Consider the following 18,354-nt stretch of genomic DNA (forward strand, 5'->3'; position numbering starts at 1 on the left):
CCGATATCCGATCCACGAAAGGTCCTTCATGTCTGTCGATTTCGATACCCGCACCGCACCCGCTCGCGACGTGACCGTGGTCCGCCTGGGCGGGCACGTCGGTGCCCGCATCGACGGAGTCCGGCTCGGCGGCGACCTCGACGGGTGCACCGTCGAAGCGATCCGTCGCGCGCTGGCCGAGCACAAGGTGATCTTCTTCCGGGACCAGCACCACCTCGACGACGCGTCGCAGTACGCGTTCGCCGAGTTGCTCGGCACACCGACCACCGCGCACCCGACGGTGACGTCGCGCGGGGCGCACGTGCTGCCCATCGACTCCGACTACGGCACAGCGAACAGCTGGCACACCGACGTCTCGTTCGTCGACCGCATCCCGAAGGCGTCGATCCTGCGCGCGGTGGAACTGCCCCCCTACGGTGGTTCGACCACGTGGGCCTCCGGCGTGGCGGCCTACGAGGGCCTGCCCGGACCGCTGAAGACACTGGCCGAGAACCTGTGGGCCACCCACACCAACGTGTACGACTACGCCGCCGAGAGCGCCGAGCACCTCCGCGACGGCGCCGACGAGCGGGTCGCCGAGTACCGCGCCGAGTTCCGGTCCGAATACTTCGCGACCGAGCATCCCGTGGTGCGCGTGCACCCCGAGACCGGGGAGCGGTCGCTGCTGCTCGGCCACTTCGTCGAGGGCTTCGTCGGGTTGAGCGGCCGGCAGTCGCAGGCGCTGTTCCGGCTGCTGCAGGACCACCAGACGCGGCTCGAGTACACCACCCGCTGGCACTGGGCCGCCGGCGACGTGGCGATCTGGGACAACCGGGCCACCCAGCACTATGCCGTCGCCGACTACGACGGCCGGCATCGTCGGCTGCACCGCATCACCCTCGCCGGCGACGTCCCGGTGAGCGTCCACGGCGAGACGAGCCGGTCCGTCGCCGGCGACGCGGGCGCCTACTCGATCATCGAGACGCCCCGGCCGCTCGCGTCGTAGCGGGTGCCGCGGTCGCGCGGACCCCCGCGCGACCGCACCCGGGGCACCCTAGGATCGCTCGCATGACGATTTCTCCCGATTCCCCCGTCGCCGTCGTCACCGGTGCCTCCTCCGGCATCGGCGAGGCCACCGCCCGCACCCTCGCAGCCCAGGGCTTCCACGTCGTCGTCGGCGCTCGCCGCGTCGACCGGATCGAGAAGCTCGCGGACGAGATCGGGGGCACGGCCCTCGAGCTGGACGTCACGGACGAGGACTCGGTGACCGCCTTCACGACGGTGCTCCCCCGGGTGGACGTCCTGGTCAACAACGCGGGCGGCGCCAAGGGCATGGCCCCGGTCGCCGAGGCCGACCTCGACGACTGGCGCTGGATGTGGGAGACCAACGTCCTCGGCACACTGCGGATGACGAAGGCCCTGCTGCCCAAGCTCGTCGACTCCGGCGACGGCCTGATCGTCACGATCACCTCGGTGGCGGCGTTCCACGCCTACGACAACGGCGCGGGCTACACCTCCGCCAAGCACGCCCAGGCGGTGCTGCACCGGACGCTGCGCGGTGAGCTGCTCGGCAAGCCGGTGCGTCTGACCGAGATCGCGCCGGGCGCGGTGGAGACCGAGTTCTCCCTCGTGCGGTTCGAGGGCGACGCCGAGCGCGCCGCCAAGGTGTACGAGGGCATCACGCCGCTGGTGGCCGAGGACATCGCGGAGATCGTCGGGTTCGTCGCGTCGCGCCCGTCGCACGTGAATCTGGACCAGATCATCGTGCAGCCGCGCGACCAGGCCAGCCCGTCGAGGTTCCACCGCCACTGAGTCCCGATCCCCTGAACCGCAGTCCACCGAGTCGCGGTGCACCGACGAGACGAGTGGCGTGCGCGTGCCGGAGTACTGCAGTCATTCCTGCCACGCAACGACGTCGCGCGGAACTCCACGGCATGCGGCTCGGGCATGATGATCGTCCGTCCACGGCAGGGGGACGGACGATCTCGGGTCGAAGGTCCACCCGAGCCGTGACATTCCCGTCCGTCAGTGCGGTTCCGTCCGGTCGGAGACCGTGGACGGGGTGTCCGGTAGCCGATTCATTCGGAACGAGTTGAACAGCCCGAGGAGACCGGCCAGGAGCGGAACGAGCAGCGCCACCTGCAGGGCGAGAGGCCGCGCGTCCGTGTTGATGCGGATGATCTCGTCCTGAACGTCCGGGGGCTGATCGGCGAGCAACTCCGTGAGCTGGGTGTTGCTCATGACCTCGGCGTCGTCCTCGAGCACCTGTGCCACCTGTTGCTGCTCGGCTGGGGGAAGGACGGTGCTCGATTCCGCCATCGCGGTGAACGTGATGGACAGCGTTGCCAGCATGATGGCACCGGCGAACGCCAACCCGAACGACAACCCGAACGATCCGGCCGCCGAGTTCACACCTGCTGCCTCGCTGACACGCTCCTGCGAGATCGGAGCCAGCGTGTAGTTGTTGAGTTGCGACACCAACAGCCCCAGACCCGACCCCGCGATCATGAGGGGGACCACCAGGGCCCAACCGAACTCTGCCCGGGGCACGATCGGGATCAGCGCCACGATCCCGATCGTGAGCAGAACGAATCCCCACCGGATGATGCTGCTGGGGCGCCGATCGCCCGCCTTCTTCCCCGCGAGCAGCGCCACTGCGAACATGCTGAGGGAGAGGGGTGCGAGGGACAAACCCGCCTGCATCGCATTGTATTCGAGCACCATCTGCAGGTAGATCGGCAGCGCAATCATGGTGCCACCCAGCGCTATCTGCTGGAGCATCTGCTGGGAGATCCCCAGTCTGAAGATCTTGGACGTGAACAGATCCGGGTCCAGCAGGCTGGGTTCGCCTCGCCGCTTGCGCCGCCCGAGCCAGTACGCCAGTCCGGCCAGGGCCGCCGCACCGCTCACCAGGAGCGCGGCGACTGCCTCGCCGCCCTCCTGCCACACCAGGATTCCCAGCACGATGCCGCCCATGCCCAACACCGAGAGCACGGCACCGACTGTGTCGACGCCCCGAGGTCCTGTGTACGGCACATCTCGGACGAGTCTGATGCCGGACAGCACGATCGCAATGATGACGACCTCGAGCACGAACGCGAGGCGCCAGGAAAGGTAGGTGGTGATGAAACCTCCGAGCAGCGGTCCGACGGCCGCGGCGATCGCGGCCGCCGCCCCGACGAGGGCGTAGACCTTCTTCTGATCGTCTCCTTCGAAGTTGCCGTGTATGAGGGACTGCATCGCGGGCAGGAGGAGTGATGCGCCGATTCCACCCAGAAGTGCCCAGAAGACGATGACCGCCGTCAGGCTCTGCGCGAGTGCCATCGCCGCCGCACCTACGGCGTAGCCGAGCAGACCCAGCACGTAGGCACGTTTGCGTCCGATCAGATCGCCGACCTTGCTACCTATCAGGATGAACGCCGCCGACACCAGCGCCTCGAGCGCGATCGCCGCCTGGACGCCGCTCACGGTCGTCTCGAGATCCCGGACCACCGACGAGATCGAGACGTTCATCAGTGACGTGTCGACGACCAGCACGAACATCGCCATCGCCAGCAGGATGGCCAGCAGTCGTTGCGGGCGCGCTGCCCCCGCGGAACCGGCGGCGGTCGATTCTTCGGTCACGGCAGACCCACCCTCCTCGCATCCGTGGACGTGGTCGAACGCCCGGTCGCCCGCGTCGGGCTTGCGGGGGCGGGTGCGTGTCCACCAGGGCCGGGTCCACCCAGCCGCTCCCGGTCGTCGTCACCACGACCGAATCGCCGCGCTGGAAACCCCGACCCGGGTCAGGCCCTCGACTGCCACGGCCGCCCGGCTCTCGGAGTCCTCGGCCGAGGTGAGCCCGGCATAGCTCCGAATCGGCTCCAGGGCCGGGCGGTCGGCGAACGCGCGCCACACGAAGGCTGCGAGCACGCCCGGCCCGTATCCGATCGCGGCAGTGATCCCGCAGATCATGCCCTGCAGGAGCCCGCCGCGCGGGAGCGAGCGACGGCGTGAACGACAGACACGCGAAAACGAGTGCACCCCAGCACCCCGGAAAGGTGACGTACAGCAGCTTCCGGCGTTCCCCGGCCTCGGGCGGCCCACCAGCGTCGGTGCCGGCGGCATTCCGGACCGCCGCGGCACCCTGCCCGGTCTCGAGCCGAACTCCATGGTCGTCCGGTGCCTCTGGGGTGCTCGGCAGCGAACCGCCGCGCGAACCCGGGACCTTCGGTTCCATGGTTACCTCCGCCTACATGATCACCCTCACGCCGTCCCGTCGCCGGCGTTTCGGATGCGATCGGTCGCGATCCCACAAGCACGACCGGGTCCCTGATTGCCCGCGTCGGGAGCTTCTGCACCTCGGCACCGAAGAGCTTTTCCAGCACGTGAGAATTCAGCGGATACTCGGTGGCCACCGACGACGCGCGGTCCCCCCGACAGCGCCGCAGCCTGCACCCGTTGCCGCTCGGTGCCGCCCCGATTCCGGCGGGTTTCTACAGCGCGGACATCGACTGCCAGGTGGGCCAGTCGATCGCCCAGTCGTACAGGTCGCCGTCCGCGGCGGACAGCTCGATCGACGTTCCGGACACCTCGACCGGGTCGCCGTACATCGCCGTCGCGAAGTACTCCTGGGCGTCCCCGAGCGAGAGGTTGATGCAGCCGTTGGTGACGTTGGTCGCGCCCTGCTGGCCGAGGGTCGCGGGGTTGGCGTGGATGAACTCGCCGTTGTTGGAGATCCGCACCGCCCAGCGTTCCCGCACGTTCTCGTAGTACGGCGGGTTGGACATCAGGAAGTCCTCGTGCTTCTCGGTGACCACGTGGACGCCGCTGCGGGTGACGTTGCGGGCTTGGTTGCCCTGCCCGTAGCTCACCGGGATGTCCATGATCGTCACCCCGTCGCGCACGACCTGCATGCGGTGCGACGTGGCGTCGGCCACGACGACCTGGCTCCGGCCGACGGTGAAGTCGAGGGTGAGGTCCTCCGCCCCGTAGGCGCCGTCGCCGTAGTCGAGGCCGTAGAGCCGCGCGTCGAGGTGTACCGCGGTGCCCGGCGTCCAGTACTGCTGCGGGCGCCAGTGCGCGCGGGCACCGCCGTTGTCGTCGGGCAGCCACGCCCAGCTGCCGACGGTCGGCGGGTCGGTGCCGACCACCATGGCCTTCTCGACGGCGGCCTTGTCGGTGATCGGGCCGTCGAACTGGACGATGATCGGGGCGGCGATTCCGACCGGCTGTGCGTCGGCGATGTTCAGGTTCGCGGAGACGACCCGGTCGGGGTCGACGGTGTCGAAGCTGCCCTCGACGGCCACGGTCTCGTCGTCGGAGCCGACGGCCGTGCCGGACCAGCGGTAGGTCGCGCCGTAGCCGAGCGGTTCGGCGACGGTGTAGCTGCGGCGGTCGGCGGCGAGGGCGCCACGCACGACGGCGCTCGTTCCGACGTTCGTGAGGGCGACGTCGGTGAGCTCGCCGTCGGTGACCGAAACACGGACCGGGGCGGTGGGGTTCACGTCGGTGGCGCCGTCGGCGGGGTCGGTGACGATCGACACGACGGGCCCGGTGCCGGCGGGTACCGCGCTCCCGCCGGGACCCGACGAGCACGCCGCAAGCACCGCGACGAGTGCGAGCAGCCCGAACCACAACAACCGACGACTTCGTTCACCCAGGTGGAGCACTCCGACGAGGGTACGCCCGCCGCGCTGTCGCGTCGCAGCGCGGCGGCAGGTCTGGCAGACCGGCTCTCAGATGAAGCAGCCCACGGTCACCGGCTCCGGCTCGAGCCGCACCCCGAACGCGTCCTGCACGCCGTCGCGCACCTCCCGGGCGAGGGCCACCAGATCGGCGGTGGTCGCGGCTCCCCGGTTGGTGAGTGCGAGGGTGTGCTTGGTGGACAGCCGCACCGGTGCGTCGGCCCCGGGGAAGCCCTTGCCGAACCCGGCTCGCTCGATCAGCCATCCCGCGGAGAGCTTGGTGCCGCCGTCCGCGGGGAATCGCGGGATCCGCACGTCGGGCCCGACGCGTTCCTCGACGACCGCGAGCACCCGGGACAGCTCGTCGTCGGAGAGCACCGGGTTGGTGAAGAACGATCCGGCGCTCCAGGTGTCGAGGTCGCCCGGATCGAGCACCATGCCCTTGCCGCGGCGCAGCGTCAGCACCTGCTCACGCACCTCCGCCGCCGGGCGCCGCTCCCCTTCCTCGGCGTGCAGCGCCGACGCCAGTTCCCGGTAGCCGAGCGGTGCGCTCGCCCCGTCCGGCCGCACGGCGAGGTCCACCTCGAGCACCAGCGCGTCGTCGGAATGTTTGAGGACGCTGGTGCGGTAGCCGAGCCCGAGTTCCCCGGGGCCGACCCACCGGACGTCGCCGCTGGTGCGGTCGAGCAGCCGTACGGCGCGCAGGACCGATCCGACCTCCACCCCGTAGGCGCCGACATTCTGCACCGGGGTCGCGCCGGTGGAGCCGGGGATCCCCGACAGGCACTCGAGTCCCCCGAGACCGGACTTCACGGTGAGGGCGACGACGTCGTCCCACACCGCGCCCGCCTCGGCGCGGACGGTGTCCTCCCCCGGTTCGATCCCGGTGGTCGCGATGCGCACCACCACGCCGTCGAATCCGGCGTCGCCGATCACGAGATTGGAGCCACCCGCCAGGACCAGGGTGGGGACGCGGGCCGCGTCGAGCAGGCGGACGACGTCGACGAGGGTGTCGGTGGTGGTGCACTCGGCGAGCCACCGCGCCGGACCGCCCAGCCGCAGCGTGGTCAGCGTCGACAGCGGCACGTGCTCGGACACAGCGGCGCCCGCCTCGACGAGTTGGGCCCCAATACGCGGATCAGACACCCGCAAACGGTAGCGTGCCGACCATGGGCAGCCGCATCGACCATTACTCGCACTACGCGTTCCCCGTCGCCACGGTGCACGCGGCGCTCGTCGACGAGAACTACTGGCGGACCCGGCTGGCGGAGATCGGCGGCCCGGGCGCGACCCTCGAGGACGTGCGCATCGGCGACGGGACGATCGACCTGCACATGACGCAGTCCATCCCGGCCGAGCACCTGCCGAGCTTCGTCACCAACTTCCATCCCGGCGACCTGGTCATCCATCGGCACGAGTCGTGGCAGCCGCTGAGCGGGGACCGCGCGACGGGCAGCTTCTCCGCGCACGTGGACGGGCTGCCCGGCAAGGTGGACGGCACGTCCACGATGGCCCCGGACGGCTCGGGCACCATCGTGGAGATCGACGGCACCGCCGAGGTGCGGATCCCCTTCCTCGGCGGCAAGATCGAGGGCATCATCGTCGAGCAGATCGTCGAACTGTTCGACGTCGAGCGCACGTTCACAGCGCAGTGGCTGTCCGAACCGCACTGACGGCTGTCCGAACCACACTGACCGCTGTCCGAACCACACCGACGGCTGTCCGAACCACACTGACGTGCCGTTGCGGAGCCGTGACGATTTCCGTGGTTCGGTAACGAACCGGTAACCTCGGCTGTCATGGCACGGCGAATCGACTACTCCGCCCGCTATCCGTACAGCCCGGAGCAGGTGTACGAGGCGCTCTCGGACCGCACGCACTGGGAGGCGCGCATCGTGGAGATGCGCAAGTACTCCGAGAACCATCTCGCCGAGTTCGAGGTGTCGGACGACGGTATCGACCTGGTCCTGCACCACGTCCTGCCCCGCACGGAACTGCCCGAGATCGCCCGGACGGTGATGAAGAAGGACATGGTCATCACCCGCAAGGAGACCTACACCCCCCTCGGCGACACGATCACCGGCAGCTACCAGGCCTCGGTCCCCGCCGGGCCCGGCAGCCTCACCGGCACGATGGAACTGTTCGCCTCGGACGGGGGCAGCACCCTGCGCACCACGTCGGAGGCCAAGGTCTTCCTGCCGTTCATCGGCGGCAAACTCGAGCAGCTCATGCTCGTCAACCTCGTCGACCTGTTCCGCACCGAGGCGGAGATCACCGCCGACTGGCTCGCGCGCCGGTTCGGGTAGTTCCCCCCGTGCGCGTACCGCGCCCGGAAGGTGTCGTCACCCGCGGCACCACGGGCATCAATCGCCTGCGCCGCAGCGACCGGTGGCTGATGCACCATCCCGACGTCGCCCGCGTCCTGCACTCGCGGGACGATGCGCTCGTCGTCGACCTCGGTTACGGCGCGATGCCGGTGACCACCCTCGAACTGGCCGCGCGGCTGCGCACGGTGCGCCGCCGGCTGCGGGTGGTGGGTCTCGAGATCGATCCCGGGCGGGTGGTGCCGGGCCGCGACGGCGTGGAGTTCGCCCGCGGGGGCTTCGAGCTGGCCGGGCTCCGGCCGGTGCTGATCCGCGCATTCAACGTGTTGCGTCAGTACCCGGAGGAGGCGGTGGCGCCGGCGTGGGCTCGGCTGCGGGCCGGGCTCGCACCGGGCGGGCTGCTGCTCGACGGCACGTGCGACGAACTGGGCCGGCGGTGCGCATGGGTGCTGCTCGACGAGCACGGCCCGCGCACGCTCACCCTCGCGTGGAGCCCCTTCCATTCAGCTGCACCGTCGGACCTGGCCGAGCGGTTGCCGAAGGCGCTGATCCACCGCAATGTGCCGGGGGAACGGATCCACGAGCTGCTGCAGGTGGCGGATCGGGCCTGGGCGGCGGCGGCCCCGCACGCGGCGTTCGGGCCGCGCGTGCGCTGGCGCGCGACCCTGGACCTGCTGCGCGCCCAGGGGGTGCCGGCGGCGCCGCAACGCCGTCGCCTGCGGGACTGTGTGCTGACCGTGCCGTGGGACTTCGTCGCCCCCGCGCAGACTCAGCCGGCCGCGAGCAGCGCGAGCTCGATGCGGTCGGCGACGGCCGCGGGCTGATCGACGACCGCGGCGTGCAGCTGCGCCGAGGTGACCCGTCCGATGGCGATGGCGTCGCCGACGAGCTCGTCGAGCACCTCCTGGGAGACTCCGCCCGCCGCCAGGTCGACGGCGGTCCGCGCGGGGGTCGTGATGCGGAAGCACCCCACCTGCTCGCAGTCCTGCTCGCGCAGCTGCCGGTGGTGCAGGGCGAGCCGGTTGCTCGGCACCGTCCGCTGGTCGGCCGTCGACAGGTGCAGGAAGCGGGGTTGCAGGTGGCCCATGCCGTGCAGGTCCGCCGCGCTCTGGTGGGAGACCACCGCGGCGCCCTCGTACCAGGCGCACCACTGCGCGAATTCGTCGAACTTCGTGTGCGGGCTGTCACCGAGCCGGAACAGATCCGTCTGGATCCGGACCCAGTGCCCGGCCGCGATCCGGCCGACGAAGTCGATCGTGGCGATGCCGTGGGCCACGGCCTGCCGCGTGGTGAAGAAGCCCGCCTGGGCGAGCGCGGTGTGTCGCAGGGCCTCGTCCGGATCCACCCGGCCGGAGGCGTCGTGTTCAGGTTCCGTCCAGCCCGTCATGCCGCCACAGTACCGAACAACTGTGGTACACCTCACACTTTCCGGTCCCGGCGGCGCATCTTCACAGACCTTCCTCAGAGTTCTTCGGGAGAATCCGGAACCATGACGAACCGGAAGCGTGTCCCCTTCGCCACCATCGGCATCGTCCTCGCCGTCGCGCTGGTCGCGGTGCTCGTCGGCGCCGAGGTGTACGTCCGCAACCGTGCCACCAACTGCCTCGCGCAGTCGTTCGAGAGCGAACTCGGCACGAACGTCGACGTGGATCTCGGGTGGAAACCGGTGCTGCTCTCGCTCGTGGACAAGCAGGTCTCGTCCGTCACGCTCGACAGCGACGACACGGCGTTCGGCCCCGCTCAGGAGATGCAGGTGCACGCCGTGGTCCGCGACGTGGACCTGCGGGAGAGCGCCGCCGGGGCCGGCACCATCGGCAGCTCGAGCGCGGAGGTCGTGTGGCCGTCGTCGGGCATTCTCGCGACGGTGCAGACGCTGCCCCTCGGCTCGCTGATCACCGACGTCACCCCGGACGCGGCCGCCGGCACCCTCCGCTTCACCGTGGGCGGCGCCGGGCTGGCGGAACTGACCGTGCGCCCGGAGGCCCGGAACGGGACGATCGCGATCGAGACGGTGGACGCGTCGCTGTTCGGCATCGGGTTGCCGACAGCGCTGGTCGACGGCATTGTGCAGATCCTCACCGAGAGCCTGCAGCAGTACCCGCTGGACATGCAGGCGACGTCCGTGTCGGTCACCGACTCCGGCATCGCGGTGACGCTCGAGGGCGGCGCCTACACGATGCCCGAGCCGCCGGCCGGCCAGCAGTCGCAGAACCAGCTCGACTGCTGAGGCCGCGGCCCGCTCACTCGGGCAGGCCGTCGAGCACCGCGCGGGTGCCGGACAGGCCGAGCCGGGTGGCACCGGCCTCGATCATGGCCAGCGCCGCCTCGGCCGTGCGGATGCCGCCGCTGGCCTTGACGCCGAGCCGGCCGCCCACGGTCTCGGCCATCAGCCGCACCGCGTGCACGGACGCGCCCCCGGCGGGATGGAACCCGGTGGACGTCTTGACGAAGTTCGCGCCCGCCCGCTCGGCGCACCGGCACGCCTCGACGATCGCCTCGTCCGACAGGGCCGCCGACTCGAGGATCACCTTCAGCACGGGCTCGAACCCGATCGCCTCCCGGACGGTGAGGATGTCGGCGAGCACCGCGTTGTAGTCCCCCGCGACGGCCGCGCCGATGTCGATCACCATGTCGATCTCGGCGGCGCCCTGATCCACGGCGAGCCGGGCCTCGGCGCCCTTGATCAGCGAATGGTGCTTGCCCGACGGGAAGCCCGCCACGGTGGCGACGACGAGTCCGTCCGCCCGCAGCGGCAGCATCGACGGCGACACGCAGACCGACCAGACCCCGAGTTCGCGGGCCTCGTCGACGAGCGCGCGCACGTCGGCGCCCGACGCCTCGGGTTTGAGCAGGGTGTGGTCGACCATCGCGGCGACCCGGGCACGGGTGAGGGTGGTCTCCGGCATGCCCGTCAGCTTTCCACAGCGATATTCCGTTGCCCGGCCCGGCGCCGGTGTCCACACTGCTCTGGTGTTCATCCGACGAGAACGTCCCGCCGATGTCCCTGCGATCGGCGACGTGCACCGCGCCGCATTCGCGCCGCTCGCTCCCGCCGGCGTGGAGCCGGTCGAGCCCGGCCTCGTCGAGGCGCTGCGTGCCGGCCCGGCGTGGTTGCCCCGGCTCTCGCTCGTCGCAACCGGAGCCGAGGACTCGGGCACAACCGGAGCCGAGGGCTCGGTCGTCGGGCACGTGTGCGTCACCCGCGGCACGGTCGACGGCGAGCCGGCGCTGGCGCTCGGGCCGATCGGGGTGCTGCCGGCGTGGCAGCGCGCCGGCGTCGGGGGCGCCCTGATGCACGCGGTGCTCGGCGCGGCGGATGCCCTCGACGAACCGCTCGTCGTGCTGCTCGGGCACCTGGACTACTACCCGCGTTTCGGGTTCGTCCCGGCCGCCGAGCTCGGTGTCGATCCCGACGTGCCCGAATGGGCGTCGCACCTGCAGGCCCGCGCCCTCACCGCGCACCGGCCGCAGCTGCGCGGCGTCTTCCGCTACGCCCCTCCGTTCTACGAGATCGGCTAGCGCGGGGGATCGTCGGGGCGGCAATCGCGGTGTCGCGATGCGCTCGATCCGGTGTTCCCCGGGGTGGGAGGACTCACGTGTCCTCCGGTGTTGCGGACGGCCGTGGTGCTGTGTGCAGCCGATCGAGGAAGTGGCCGAGGGCGGGGCTGATGCTGCGGTCGTGCCGGTCCGCACCGACCCGCCGAACGAGTTCTCGCACAGCGGGTCCGGTATCGAGGACCGGCTGGACCAACCCCGACCGTGCACACTGCTCGAGGACGGGCAGCAACACTCGTTCCGCTTCCGCGAGTGAGCCGACCGTGACAAGGCACTCGGTCAGCAGCAAGCGGGCATAGAGGGACGCTCGGGGCCGGTCGGTGGCGCTGATCGACTCGGTGAGGATTCGGGCGCGCCGGCACGCGTGTGTCCGGTCACTGTCGGAGCCGGCGGCGAGCAGCAGCCGGATTGCCGCCTCTTCCGTGGTCTCGGCCGTGACCTGGGCGATCCCGTCAGGAACGTCGCTCGGAAGCCCGGCAGGGAAGGCGACCGGGGAGACCTGCGGTATCCCGATGCCCGTCCGGATGCGCTCGTTGGTGATATGCACCGCCAGACGGGGCAGTTGCAGTGACAGTGCCAGCCGCTCCCCTTCGGCCAGTCGCTCGGCGGCCTGTTCGTGCTGCCCCAGGCGATGCTTCAGGCGAGCGCCGATGACGTACGTGGCGAGCATGAACTCGACGGTTCCGCCTTCGGCGCCGAGGCTGTAGCTCTCGTCGAGCAGGCCTTCGGCCTCGGCGAGGTTTCCCTGTTCGTACAGCATTTCCCCGAGGAGGGCACCGGTGAGGCGGGAGCTGTAGGAATTGTCTTCGTCGGAAGCGGTGGCCAGGTGCATGGCGTGGCGCAGGCTCGTCTCGGCGCCGTCGAGATCGAGTTGTTCCCGTGCGGCCACCGCATCGAGGCAATAGCCGTAGATGACACTGAACGGCCCGGAGGCGCGGCGGTGATACGGGCGTGCCCATTGCTGCCAGCGCCGGGCCTCGTCGAAGTCGAACCGCTGGATCTCGCGGAACGAGGCCACATCGGCAACACCGCACAGAATCCACGGACGGAGTCTGTCGGCGCGGGCGATGCATGCCTCGAGTGCCTCGCCGAGGTGGTCGAGACGGTCGTCGAAGACGGTGATGGTGGCCCGGATGAGAGAGGCCTCGGCCCGGGCGTCAGCCTCTTCGTCGCCGGGCACGGTCGGCAGCACTGTCTCGAGGCGGCTGAGGGCGTCGTTGGCCGCAGTGCGGTGGTGTAGCAGTGCGTGCGCCCAGGCCACCGCCAGCTGCAGGCGTGGCCGCATCGCGCCGGCGGTCGTCGGTAGCTTGGTCTCCAACCCGAGCAGAGTGTTCATCCGGGATTGTTCGAGCAGTGGGATCGCTTCCCGCTCGACCACGTCGATCGCCGCGTCGTCGTCGCCGGCAGCGCGGAAATGATCGACCGCCGCACTCGACAGGCGTTGATCGGCGAACCACCGGGCCGCGGTCCGGTGCAGCTCGTGCAGCCGTTCCGGGTCGCCTCGTTCGAGCCGGCGGCGTAGATAGTCGGTGAACAGGTGGTGGTAACGGAACCACTGTCCTTCCTCGTCGAGCCGGGTGAGGAACAGGTCCCGGTCTTCGACGTCCTCGAGCACGGCCTGGGCGTCCCGGCGGCCGGTCAGGGCGGTGGCCAGGGCTGCGCACGTGCGTTCGCTGACCGCGGTGGCCAACAGGAAGTCGAGCAGGTCCGGTTCGAGGCTGTCGAGGACGTTTTCGGCGAGGTACTCGCCGAGGGCGCGATGCCGGCCCGACAGCTGGCGGATGACCGTCCGGGGGTCATGGTGTTCGCGTAGTGCCAGCGAGCCCAGCTGCAGGGCCGCCGCCCACCCATCGGTTGTTTCCTCGAGCTCGGCAATGTCTTTGTCCTCCATGGTCAATCCGGTAGTACCGGTGAGCAGCTCGCGGGACTCGTCGACATCGAAGCGCAATGCGGCGGCGTCGATCTCGATCAACTCGTTGTGCACGCGCAGGCCGCTCAGCGGCAGACCCTGCCGGGCCCGGCTGGTGACGACCAGCTGCAAGTGGTGGCACCCTTGCTCGAGCAGGAACCGGGCGATGGCCCGGCTGGCGGGGTTGGTCACCCGGTGCCAGTCGTCGAGTACCACCGCGATGTGCTGCCCGCCCGTGTGTGTCCGGTTGATGAGGGTGGTCAGCACGAACCGCTCGGCACCCTCCCCGTGTCCCTCCAGGACACGGGTCAGCTCTCTGCCCAGCCGGGGCAGGGTCACCGTGACCGCATCGACGAGATGCGCGAGAAACCAGGCGGGGGTGTTGTCGTCCTCGTCGATCGACAACCACGCGGTCTTGCCACCGTCGTGCTCGAGCATCCGCACGTACTGGGCGGCCACGGTGGTCTTGCCGTATCCGGCCGGGCCGTGGATCAAGATCAGTCGCGCCCGGGTCGCGGTACCGAGCCGGTCGAGCAACCGGGTGCGCTGCACCATCGCATGAGCCGCGACCGGTGGACGGTACTTGGTCGCCGCGGCGGGCGGACGAGCGGGCACGGATCCACCAGCCGACGGGTCGAGGCGCAGATACGCCGCGGTCGCGGGGGATTCGCGACCTTCCTGCTGCGGTGGGCTCTCCTCGTCCCAGGCCAACGGCAGCGGCAGGTCGGCAACGAGGTAACCGAGATCGGTCCCGGCGCTGCGCAGCGCCTCCCCCAACGCCGCCGCCGTACCGAAACGGTGGGCGGGCTCCCGGGCCATCGCCTGCTCGATCACCGCACACACCCCCTCCGGAACATCCCGCTCGCGCAGATCCGGAATCGGTTCGGTGCTGATCCGCAGCAGCTGCGCCACCAGTTCCTCCCCACGGCGGCGCGCGTAGGCAGGCCGGCCGGCCAGAGCGGTGAACAAGGTGGCGCCGAGTCCGTAGACGTCCGAGACGACCGACGGAGACTGCCCGTGCAGCAGCTCCGGCGCGGTGTAGGCGGGCGAGCCCACCACCAAGCCCCGCGTGGTGTCCTGCCGATCCGACAGCCGGGCGATCCCGAAATCGGTCAGTTGCGGTTCGCCGTACTCGGAGATCAGGATGTTCGCCGGTTTGACGTCGCGGTGCAGGACACCCGCCCGATGCGCCGTCTCGAGCGCCCCGGCCACCTTGATGCCGATGTCGAGAACCTCGGCGACCGTGCGGGCCCCGCGCCGGTCGATCCACGCTTCGAGGGAGTCCCGGCGGTGGAACGGCATCAGGATGAAGGGACGCCCGGTACGGGTGACGCCGGCCTCGAGCACGTGCACGATGTTCGGATGCCCCGACAGCCGGCCCATCGCCTGCTGCTCGCGCAGAAACCGCACGCGGTCGGTCTCGTCCGGACTGGGGCTCATCACCTTGACCGCTACCACTCGGTCGAGGGCGGGCTGACGACAGCGGTAGACGATGCCGAACCCTCCCCGCCCTGCCACCCGCGGCTCGACGAAACCGGCCGCGCCCAATTCGTCCGCGAGCTCCCTCGGGGGCGGATCAGCGGAACGTGCAGCGGCGTCACCGGACACTGTGCACCCGGTCTTCGGACTGCGCCCGGCACTCCGGGAGGTGTACCGCGGCACTGCCGGTGGCCGGTTCTGCCGGCCGGTGATCTGCGGACCTGATCATGACGCCACCTCGGATTGCTTCCGATTCTAGGCGCCGCCCGCGCGAAGTCCGTCGTGCCGACGGGCCGGTTCTCTCCACGGCTGGGGCCGGATTCCCGGGTGATTCCCTGCCGGCGAGGAGCGCGAGGTCCTGCGCGGGTGAACGGCACCGCGCCGGCGGTGACCATGCGCACCCCGGCTCCGACGTCGAACTCGCCCAACGCTTCCTGTCGCCCGGAAGACGGTCACGACCGGCATCCCCGTCCTCGCCGCCGCACCGCACTCGTCTCACCGGACGCGAAGGGGCCATCCAGCCTACGGAACTGAAACGTTCGGTATTGCCATAAGGTATCGGCTGCACCGCTGGGCGTCCGGGGCTCCGGCCCCGGCTTCGAGAACCCGAGGACCAGGCATGACCGACGCAGTGGACGAGACGGCACGGCTCGCGAGCACCTTCGACGACGCGAGCGGCGACTTCGACCGGCTCACGCCGACGGTATGGGGCCCGGCCGGGCAGGTCCTGATCTTCCAGCTCGGGCCGGGTCCCGGCGCGACGGTGCTGGACGTGTGCTGCGGCGCCGGTGCCTCGGCGCTACCCGCCGCCGCGGCCGTGGGGCCGACGGGCCGGGTCCACGCGATCGACGTCGCCGACGACCTGCTCGAGCGCGGCCGGCTCGTCGCCGCCGAACGGGCGCTGCAGAACATCGACTTCGTGTGCGCGGACGCCACCACGTGGGAACCGCCGTCCGCGGTCCCGGAGGACGGGTACGACGCGCTCGCCGTCTCCTACGGGGTGTTCCTGCTGCCCTGCATGGACGCGACGTTCGATCGTCTGGTGGGCCTGGTGCGGCACGGCGGCCGGGTCGGTGTGACCGTATGGCGGGCCGGGGCGATGGAGGAGATCAGCGCGACGCTGTTCGACGTCGTCGGCCTGCGCAACCCGGCGGTGGCCGGCCGGCCGTCGCTGCGGGACCGGACGCCGCTGCACACGATCGATCTGCCGCGCACCCTCGAGGCGTGGCTCGCGGCCGCCGGCACCCACTCGGTGGAGGTACGCACCCTGTCGAACCTGCTCCCCGCCACCGACGAGCTGTGCTGGGCACTGGTGACCGGATCGGGCTTGCGGGCGGTCCTGGCCGGGCTCGACGCCGACGCGGTCGCCGCGGTGCGCGCCGAATTCCTCGCGGCCGTCACCGAGCGCGGCATCCACACGATCGACGCGACGACCCTCGTCGGGACCGCCACGGTCCGGCGGCCCCCCGCGACGGTGTGACCGGTCGGGTGGGGCCGGGATCCCACCTGAGAGACTGGACGGCATGACCTCCGCTGCCTCGTCCGACGACCGTCGGTATGTACTGTCACTGGGCTGCCCCGACGCCACCGGCATCGTCGCCCGCATCTCGACCTTCCTCGCGGACGTGGGCGGCTCGATCGTCGAAGCCGGCTACCACGCGGACCCCGACAGCGGCTGGTTCTTCACTCGTCAGGCGGTGCGCGCCTCCTCCATTCCGCTCGGCCTCGACGAACTGCGCCAGCGATTCGCGACCGTCGCGGCGGAACTGGGCCCGGAAACCGAGTGGACGCTGCAGGACACCGGCGAGACCAAGCGGGTGGTGCTCCTCGTCAGCAAGGAAGGCCACTGCCTGCACGACATCCTGGGCCGGGTGGCCGCCGGCGAGCTGAACGCGGAGATCTGTGCGGTCGTGGGGAACCATCCCGACCTCGAGCGGGTGACCCGCCGGCACGGCATCGACTTCCACTACGTGTCCTTCCCCAAGGATCCGCAGCAGCGCGGGCCCGCGTTCGAGCAGGTGCGCAAACTCGTCGACGTGCACGACCCGCACGCGGTCGTGCTCGCGCGGTTCATGCAGATCCTGCCGCCCGAGCTGTGCGAGCACTGGGCGGGCCGGGCGATCAACATCCACCACAGCTTCCTGCCGTCGTTCATCGGCGCACGCCCCTACCATCAGGCCTTCGCACGCGGTGTGAAGCTGATCGGCGCGACGTGCCACTACGTGACCCCCGAGCTGGACGCCGGCCCGATCATCGAGCAGGACGTGGTGCGCGTCGGTCACGCCGACACCGTCGGCGACATGGTGCGCCTCGGACGGGACGTCGAGAAGCTGGTGCTGGCCCGCGGTCTGCGCTGGCACCTCGAGGACCGGGTGCTGGTGCACGGCAGCAAGACCGTCGTCTTCAGCTGACGACGCGGGATCCGCCGGTCAGCCCACGGTGACGGTGCGGCTGTGCCAGCCGGTGGCGCCGTCGGGGATCGGCGGGCGGCGCTGCTCGTCCTGCACCCGGCCCTCCCCGTCGGTGGCACGCACCTCGAGGGTGTGCGTGCCGGGCGTCGCATCCCAGCGCCACGTCCACTGCCGCCACGTGTCGAGCGAGTACTCCTCGGCGAGCACGGCCTCGTTCCAGGGGCCGCCGTCGACACGGACCTCGACGCGGTCGATGCCGCGATGCTGCGCCCACGCGGTACCGGCGACGACCACGGGCCCGGACCCGAGCCGGCCGAAGGCGGCGGGAACGTCGATGCGTGAGGCGGTCCGGACGGGGGCCTGCTCGGCCCAGCCGCGTTTCGTCCAGTAGGCCTCGGCCCGGTCGAAGCGGGTCAGTTCCCAGTCGACGACCCACTTGGTGGCGGAGACGTAGCCGTACAGGCCCGGTACCACCTGCCGGGCCGGATATCCGTGTTCGAACGGCAGCGGTTCGCCGTTCATCGCGACGGCGAGCAGGGCGTCGCGGCCGTCGAGGACGGCGTCGACGGGGGTGCCGCAGGTGAAGCCGTCGGCGCTGGTGGACAGGAGCATGTCGGCGTCGGCCCGGACTCCGGCCCGCGCGAGCAGGTCGCGCATCCGGTATCCGATCCAGCGGGCGTTGCCGGCCAGGTCGCCCCCGACCTCGTTGGACACGCAGGTGAGGGTGAGGATCCGTTCGACGGGTTCGAACGCGGCCAGATCGTCCCAGGTGAGCGTCACCTCCCGCTCGACCATGCCGTGGATGCGCAGCTGCCAGTCCGCGGTGCGCAACCGCGGCACCCGCAGTGCGGTGTCGATGCGGTAGAACTCCGCCGGCGAGGTGAGGAAGGGGGTCGCGCCGGGGACCGTCACCTCGGTGCCCGCCGGCACGGGAGCGGCGGCCCGAGCCGGCCGCGGGATCAGGAACCGGGCACGGTCCTCGACGGCCCGCGCCAGCCGGTCGGTGAGGCGCCGGCCGGCGGCGCCGGCGG

Annotated in this window: 17 protein-coding genes; 9 read left to right on the forward strand and 8 right to left on the reverse strand. The window is 70.8% G+C overall.

Translation table 11 applies throughout. The features are described from left to right. Positions 1-28 precede the first annotated feature (28 nt). Both OEY_RS0101140 and OEY_RS0101145 read left to right on the forward strand, forming a co-directional pair. Positions 29-985: a TauD/TfdA dioxygenase family protein gene (locus tag OEY_RS0101140; RefSeq protein WP_010592113.1), complete on the forward strand. Its 957-nt coding sequence runs from the start codon at positions 29-31 to the stop codon at positions 983-985. Between the two features lie 62 nt (positions 986-1,047). Further along, positions 1,048-1,791 carry an SDR family NAD(P)-dependent oxidoreductase gene (locus OEY_RS0101145; protein ID WP_010592114.1) on the forward strand — a complete coding sequence of 248 codons (744 nt, stop codon included), beginning with the start codon at positions 1,048-1,050 and terminating at the stop codon, positions 1,789-1,791. Positions 1,792-2,004: 213 nt separating this feature from the next. Here OEY_RS0101145 and OEY_RS0101150 read toward each other — a convergent pair whose 3' ends face one another. From OEY_RS0101150 to OEY_RS0101165, 4 genes are all read right to left on the reverse strand, one after another. Next, a complete protein-coding gene (locus tag OEY_RS0101150; RefSeq protein WP_010592115.1) occupies positions 2,005-3,603 on the reverse strand; it encodes an MFS transporter in 1,599 nt (532 codons plus the stop codon). Positions 3,604-3,723: 120 nt separating this feature from the next. Next, entirely contained in the window at positions 3,724-3,933 is a 210-nt protein-coding gene (locus OEY_RS31065; protein ID WP_010592116.1) for a hypothetical protein, read from the reverse strand. Positions 3,934-4,454: 521 nt separating this feature from the next. Beyond that, complete coding sequence (locus OEY_RS0101160) at positions 4,455-5,630, reverse strand: L,D-transpeptidase (RefSeq protein WP_043804083.1); 1,176 nt, start codon at positions 5,628-5,630, stop codon at positions 4,455-4,457. A 66-nt stretch (positions 5,631-5,696) separates the two neighbouring features. Then, a complete protein-coding gene (locus OEY_RS0101165) occupies positions 5,697-6,743 on the reverse strand; it encodes a UDP-N-acetylmuramate dehydrogenase (RefSeq protein WP_010592118.1) in 1,047 nt (348 codons plus the stop codon). A 71-nt stretch (positions 6,744-6,814) separates the two neighbouring features. On the opposite strand from OEY_RS0101165, the gene OEY_RS0101170 reads away from it, so the two are divergent. The 3 genes from OEY_RS0101170 to OEY_RS0101180 all read left to right on the forward strand — a co-directional run bounded on the left by OEY_RS0101170 (position 6,815) and on the right by OEY_RS0101180 (position 8,793). After that, a complete protein-coding gene (locus tag OEY_RS0101170) occupies positions 6,815-7,318 on the forward strand; it encodes a DUF2505 domain-containing protein (protein WP_010592119.1) in 504 nt (167 codons plus the stop codon). A 126-nt stretch (positions 7,319-7,444) separates the two neighbouring features. Beyond that, positions 7,445-7,951, forward strand: coding sequence for a DUF2505 domain-containing protein (locus tag OEY_RS0101175; RefSeq protein WP_003937518.1), 507 nt, complete (start codon positions 7,445-7,447; stop codon positions 7,949-7,951). 8 nt (positions 7,952-7,959) lie between these two features. Further along, a complete protein-coding gene (locus OEY_RS0101180; RefSeq protein WP_010592120.1) occupies positions 7,960-8,793 on the forward strand; it encodes a hypothetical protein in 834 nt (277 codons plus the stop codon). Here the strand turns inward: OEY_RS0101180 and OEY_RS0101185 are convergent. Continuing rightward, the gene (locus tag OEY_RS0101185) at positions 8,739-9,356 is read right to left on the reverse strand and encodes a type IV toxin-antitoxin system AbiEi family antitoxin domain-containing protein (protein WP_010592121.1); all 618 of its coding nucleotides are present in this window, start codon (positions 9,354-9,356) and stop codon (positions 8,739-8,741) included. The two genes, OEY_RS0101180 and OEY_RS0101185, sit on opposite strands and share 55 nt — an antisense overlap. A 102-nt stretch (positions 9,357-9,458) precedes the next feature. Between OEY_RS0101185 and OEY_RS0101190 the strand changes: the two genes are divergently transcribed. Continuing rightward, positions 9,459-10,196 carry an LmeA family phospholipid-binding protein gene (locus tag OEY_RS0101190; RefSeq protein WP_010592122.1) on the forward strand — a complete coding sequence of 246 codons (738 nt, stop codon included), beginning with the start codon at positions 9,459-9,461 and terminating at the stop codon, positions 10,194-10,196. 13 nt (positions 10,197-10,209) lie between these two features. On the opposite strand, the gene deoC is transcribed toward OEY_RS0101190, so the two are convergent. Beyond that, positions 10,210-10,875, reverse strand: a complete 666-nt coding sequence (deoC, locus tag OEY_RS0101195; RefSeq protein ID WP_010592123.1) for a deoxyribose-phosphate aldolase — start codon at positions 10,873-10,875, stop codon at positions 10,210-10,212. Positions 10,876-10,939: 64 nt separating this feature from the next. Between deoC and OEY_RS0101200 the strand changes: the two genes are divergently transcribed. Further along, complete coding sequence (locus tag OEY_RS0101200; protein ID WP_010592124.1) at positions 10,940-11,488, forward strand: GNAT family N-acetyltransferase; 549 nt, start codon at positions 10,940-10,942, stop codon at positions 11,486-11,488. A gap of 73 nt (positions 11,489-11,561) precedes the next feature. On the opposite strand, the gene OEY_RS0101205 is transcribed toward OEY_RS0101200, so the two are convergent. Continuing rightward, positions 11,562-15,095 (reverse strand): protein kinase domain-containing protein, encoded by a 3,534-nt coding sequence (locus tag OEY_RS0101205; protein WP_443216033.1) that lies wholly within the window; start codon positions 15,093-15,095, stop codon positions 11,562-11,564. 436 nt (positions 15,096-15,531) lie between these two features. Between OEY_RS0101205 and OEY_RS0101210 the strand changes: the two genes are divergently transcribed. Then, positions 15,532-16,392 (forward strand): class I SAM-dependent methyltransferase, encoded by an 861-nt coding sequence (locus tag OEY_RS0101210; RefSeq protein WP_010592126.1) that lies wholly within the window; start codon positions 15,532-15,534, stop codon positions 16,390-16,392. A gap of 43 nt (positions 16,393-16,435) precedes the next feature. Then, positions 16,436-17,323 (forward strand): formyltetrahydrofolate deformylase, encoded by an 888-nt coding sequence (gene purU / locus OEY_RS0101215; protein ID WP_010592127.1) that lies wholly within the window; start codon positions 16,436-16,438, stop codon positions 17,321-17,323. Between the two features lie 18 nt (positions 17,324-17,341). Here the strand turns inward: purU and OEY_RS0101220 are convergent. Continuing rightward, positions 17,342-18,354, reverse strand: a 1,013-nt coding sequence (locus OEY_RS0101220; protein ID WP_010592128.1) for a molybdopterin-dependent oxidoreductase, incomplete at its 5' end; no start/stop codon positions are given.

The sequence above is a fragment of the Rhodococcus sp. P14 genome (genome assembly GCF_000256505.1).
GTDB classification, from domain to species: domain Bacteria; phylum Actinomycetota; class Actinomycetes; order Mycobacteriales; family Mycobacteriaceae; genus Rhodococcus; species Rhodococcus ruber.

Coding starts and splice junctions, on each gene's coding strand:
- OEY_RS0101140 (WP_010592113.1), top strand. CDS start 29: ATGTCTGTCGATTTCGATACCCGCACCGCACCCGCTCGCGACGTGACC.
- OEY_RS0101145 (WP_010592114.1), top strand. CDS start 1,048: ATGACGATTTCTCCCGATTCCCCCGTCGCCGTCGTCACCGGTGCCTCC.
- OEY_RS31065 (WP_010592116.1), bottom strand. CDS start 3,933: ATGATCTGCGGGATCACTGCCGCGATCGGATACGGGCCGGGCGTGCTC.
- OEY_RS0101170 (WP_010592119.1), top strand. CDS start 6,815: ATGGGCAGCCGCATCGACCATTACTCGCACTACGCGTTCCCCGTCGCC.
- OEY_RS0101175 (WP_003937518.1), top strand. CDS start 7,445: ATGGCACGGCGAATCGACTACTCCGCCCGCTATCCGTACAGCCCGGAG.
- OEY_RS0101185 (WP_010592121.1), bottom strand. CDS start 9,356: ATGACGGGCTGGACGGAACCTGAACACGACGCCTCCGGCCGGGTGGAT.
- OEY_RS0101190 (WP_010592122.1), top strand. CDS start 9,459: ATGACGAACCGGAAGCGTGTCCCCTTCGCCACCATCGGCATCGTCCTC.
- deoC (WP_010592123.1), bottom strand. CDS start 10,875: ATGCCGGAGACCACCCTCACCCGTGCCCGGGTCGCCGCGATGGTCGAC.
- OEY_RS0101210 (WP_010592126.1), top strand. CDS start 15,532: ATGACCGACGCAGTGGACGAGACGGCACGGCTCGCGAGCACCTTCGAC.
- purU (WP_010592127.1), top strand. CDS start 16,436: ATGACCTCCGCTGCCTCGTCCGACGACCGTCGGTATGTACTGTCACTG.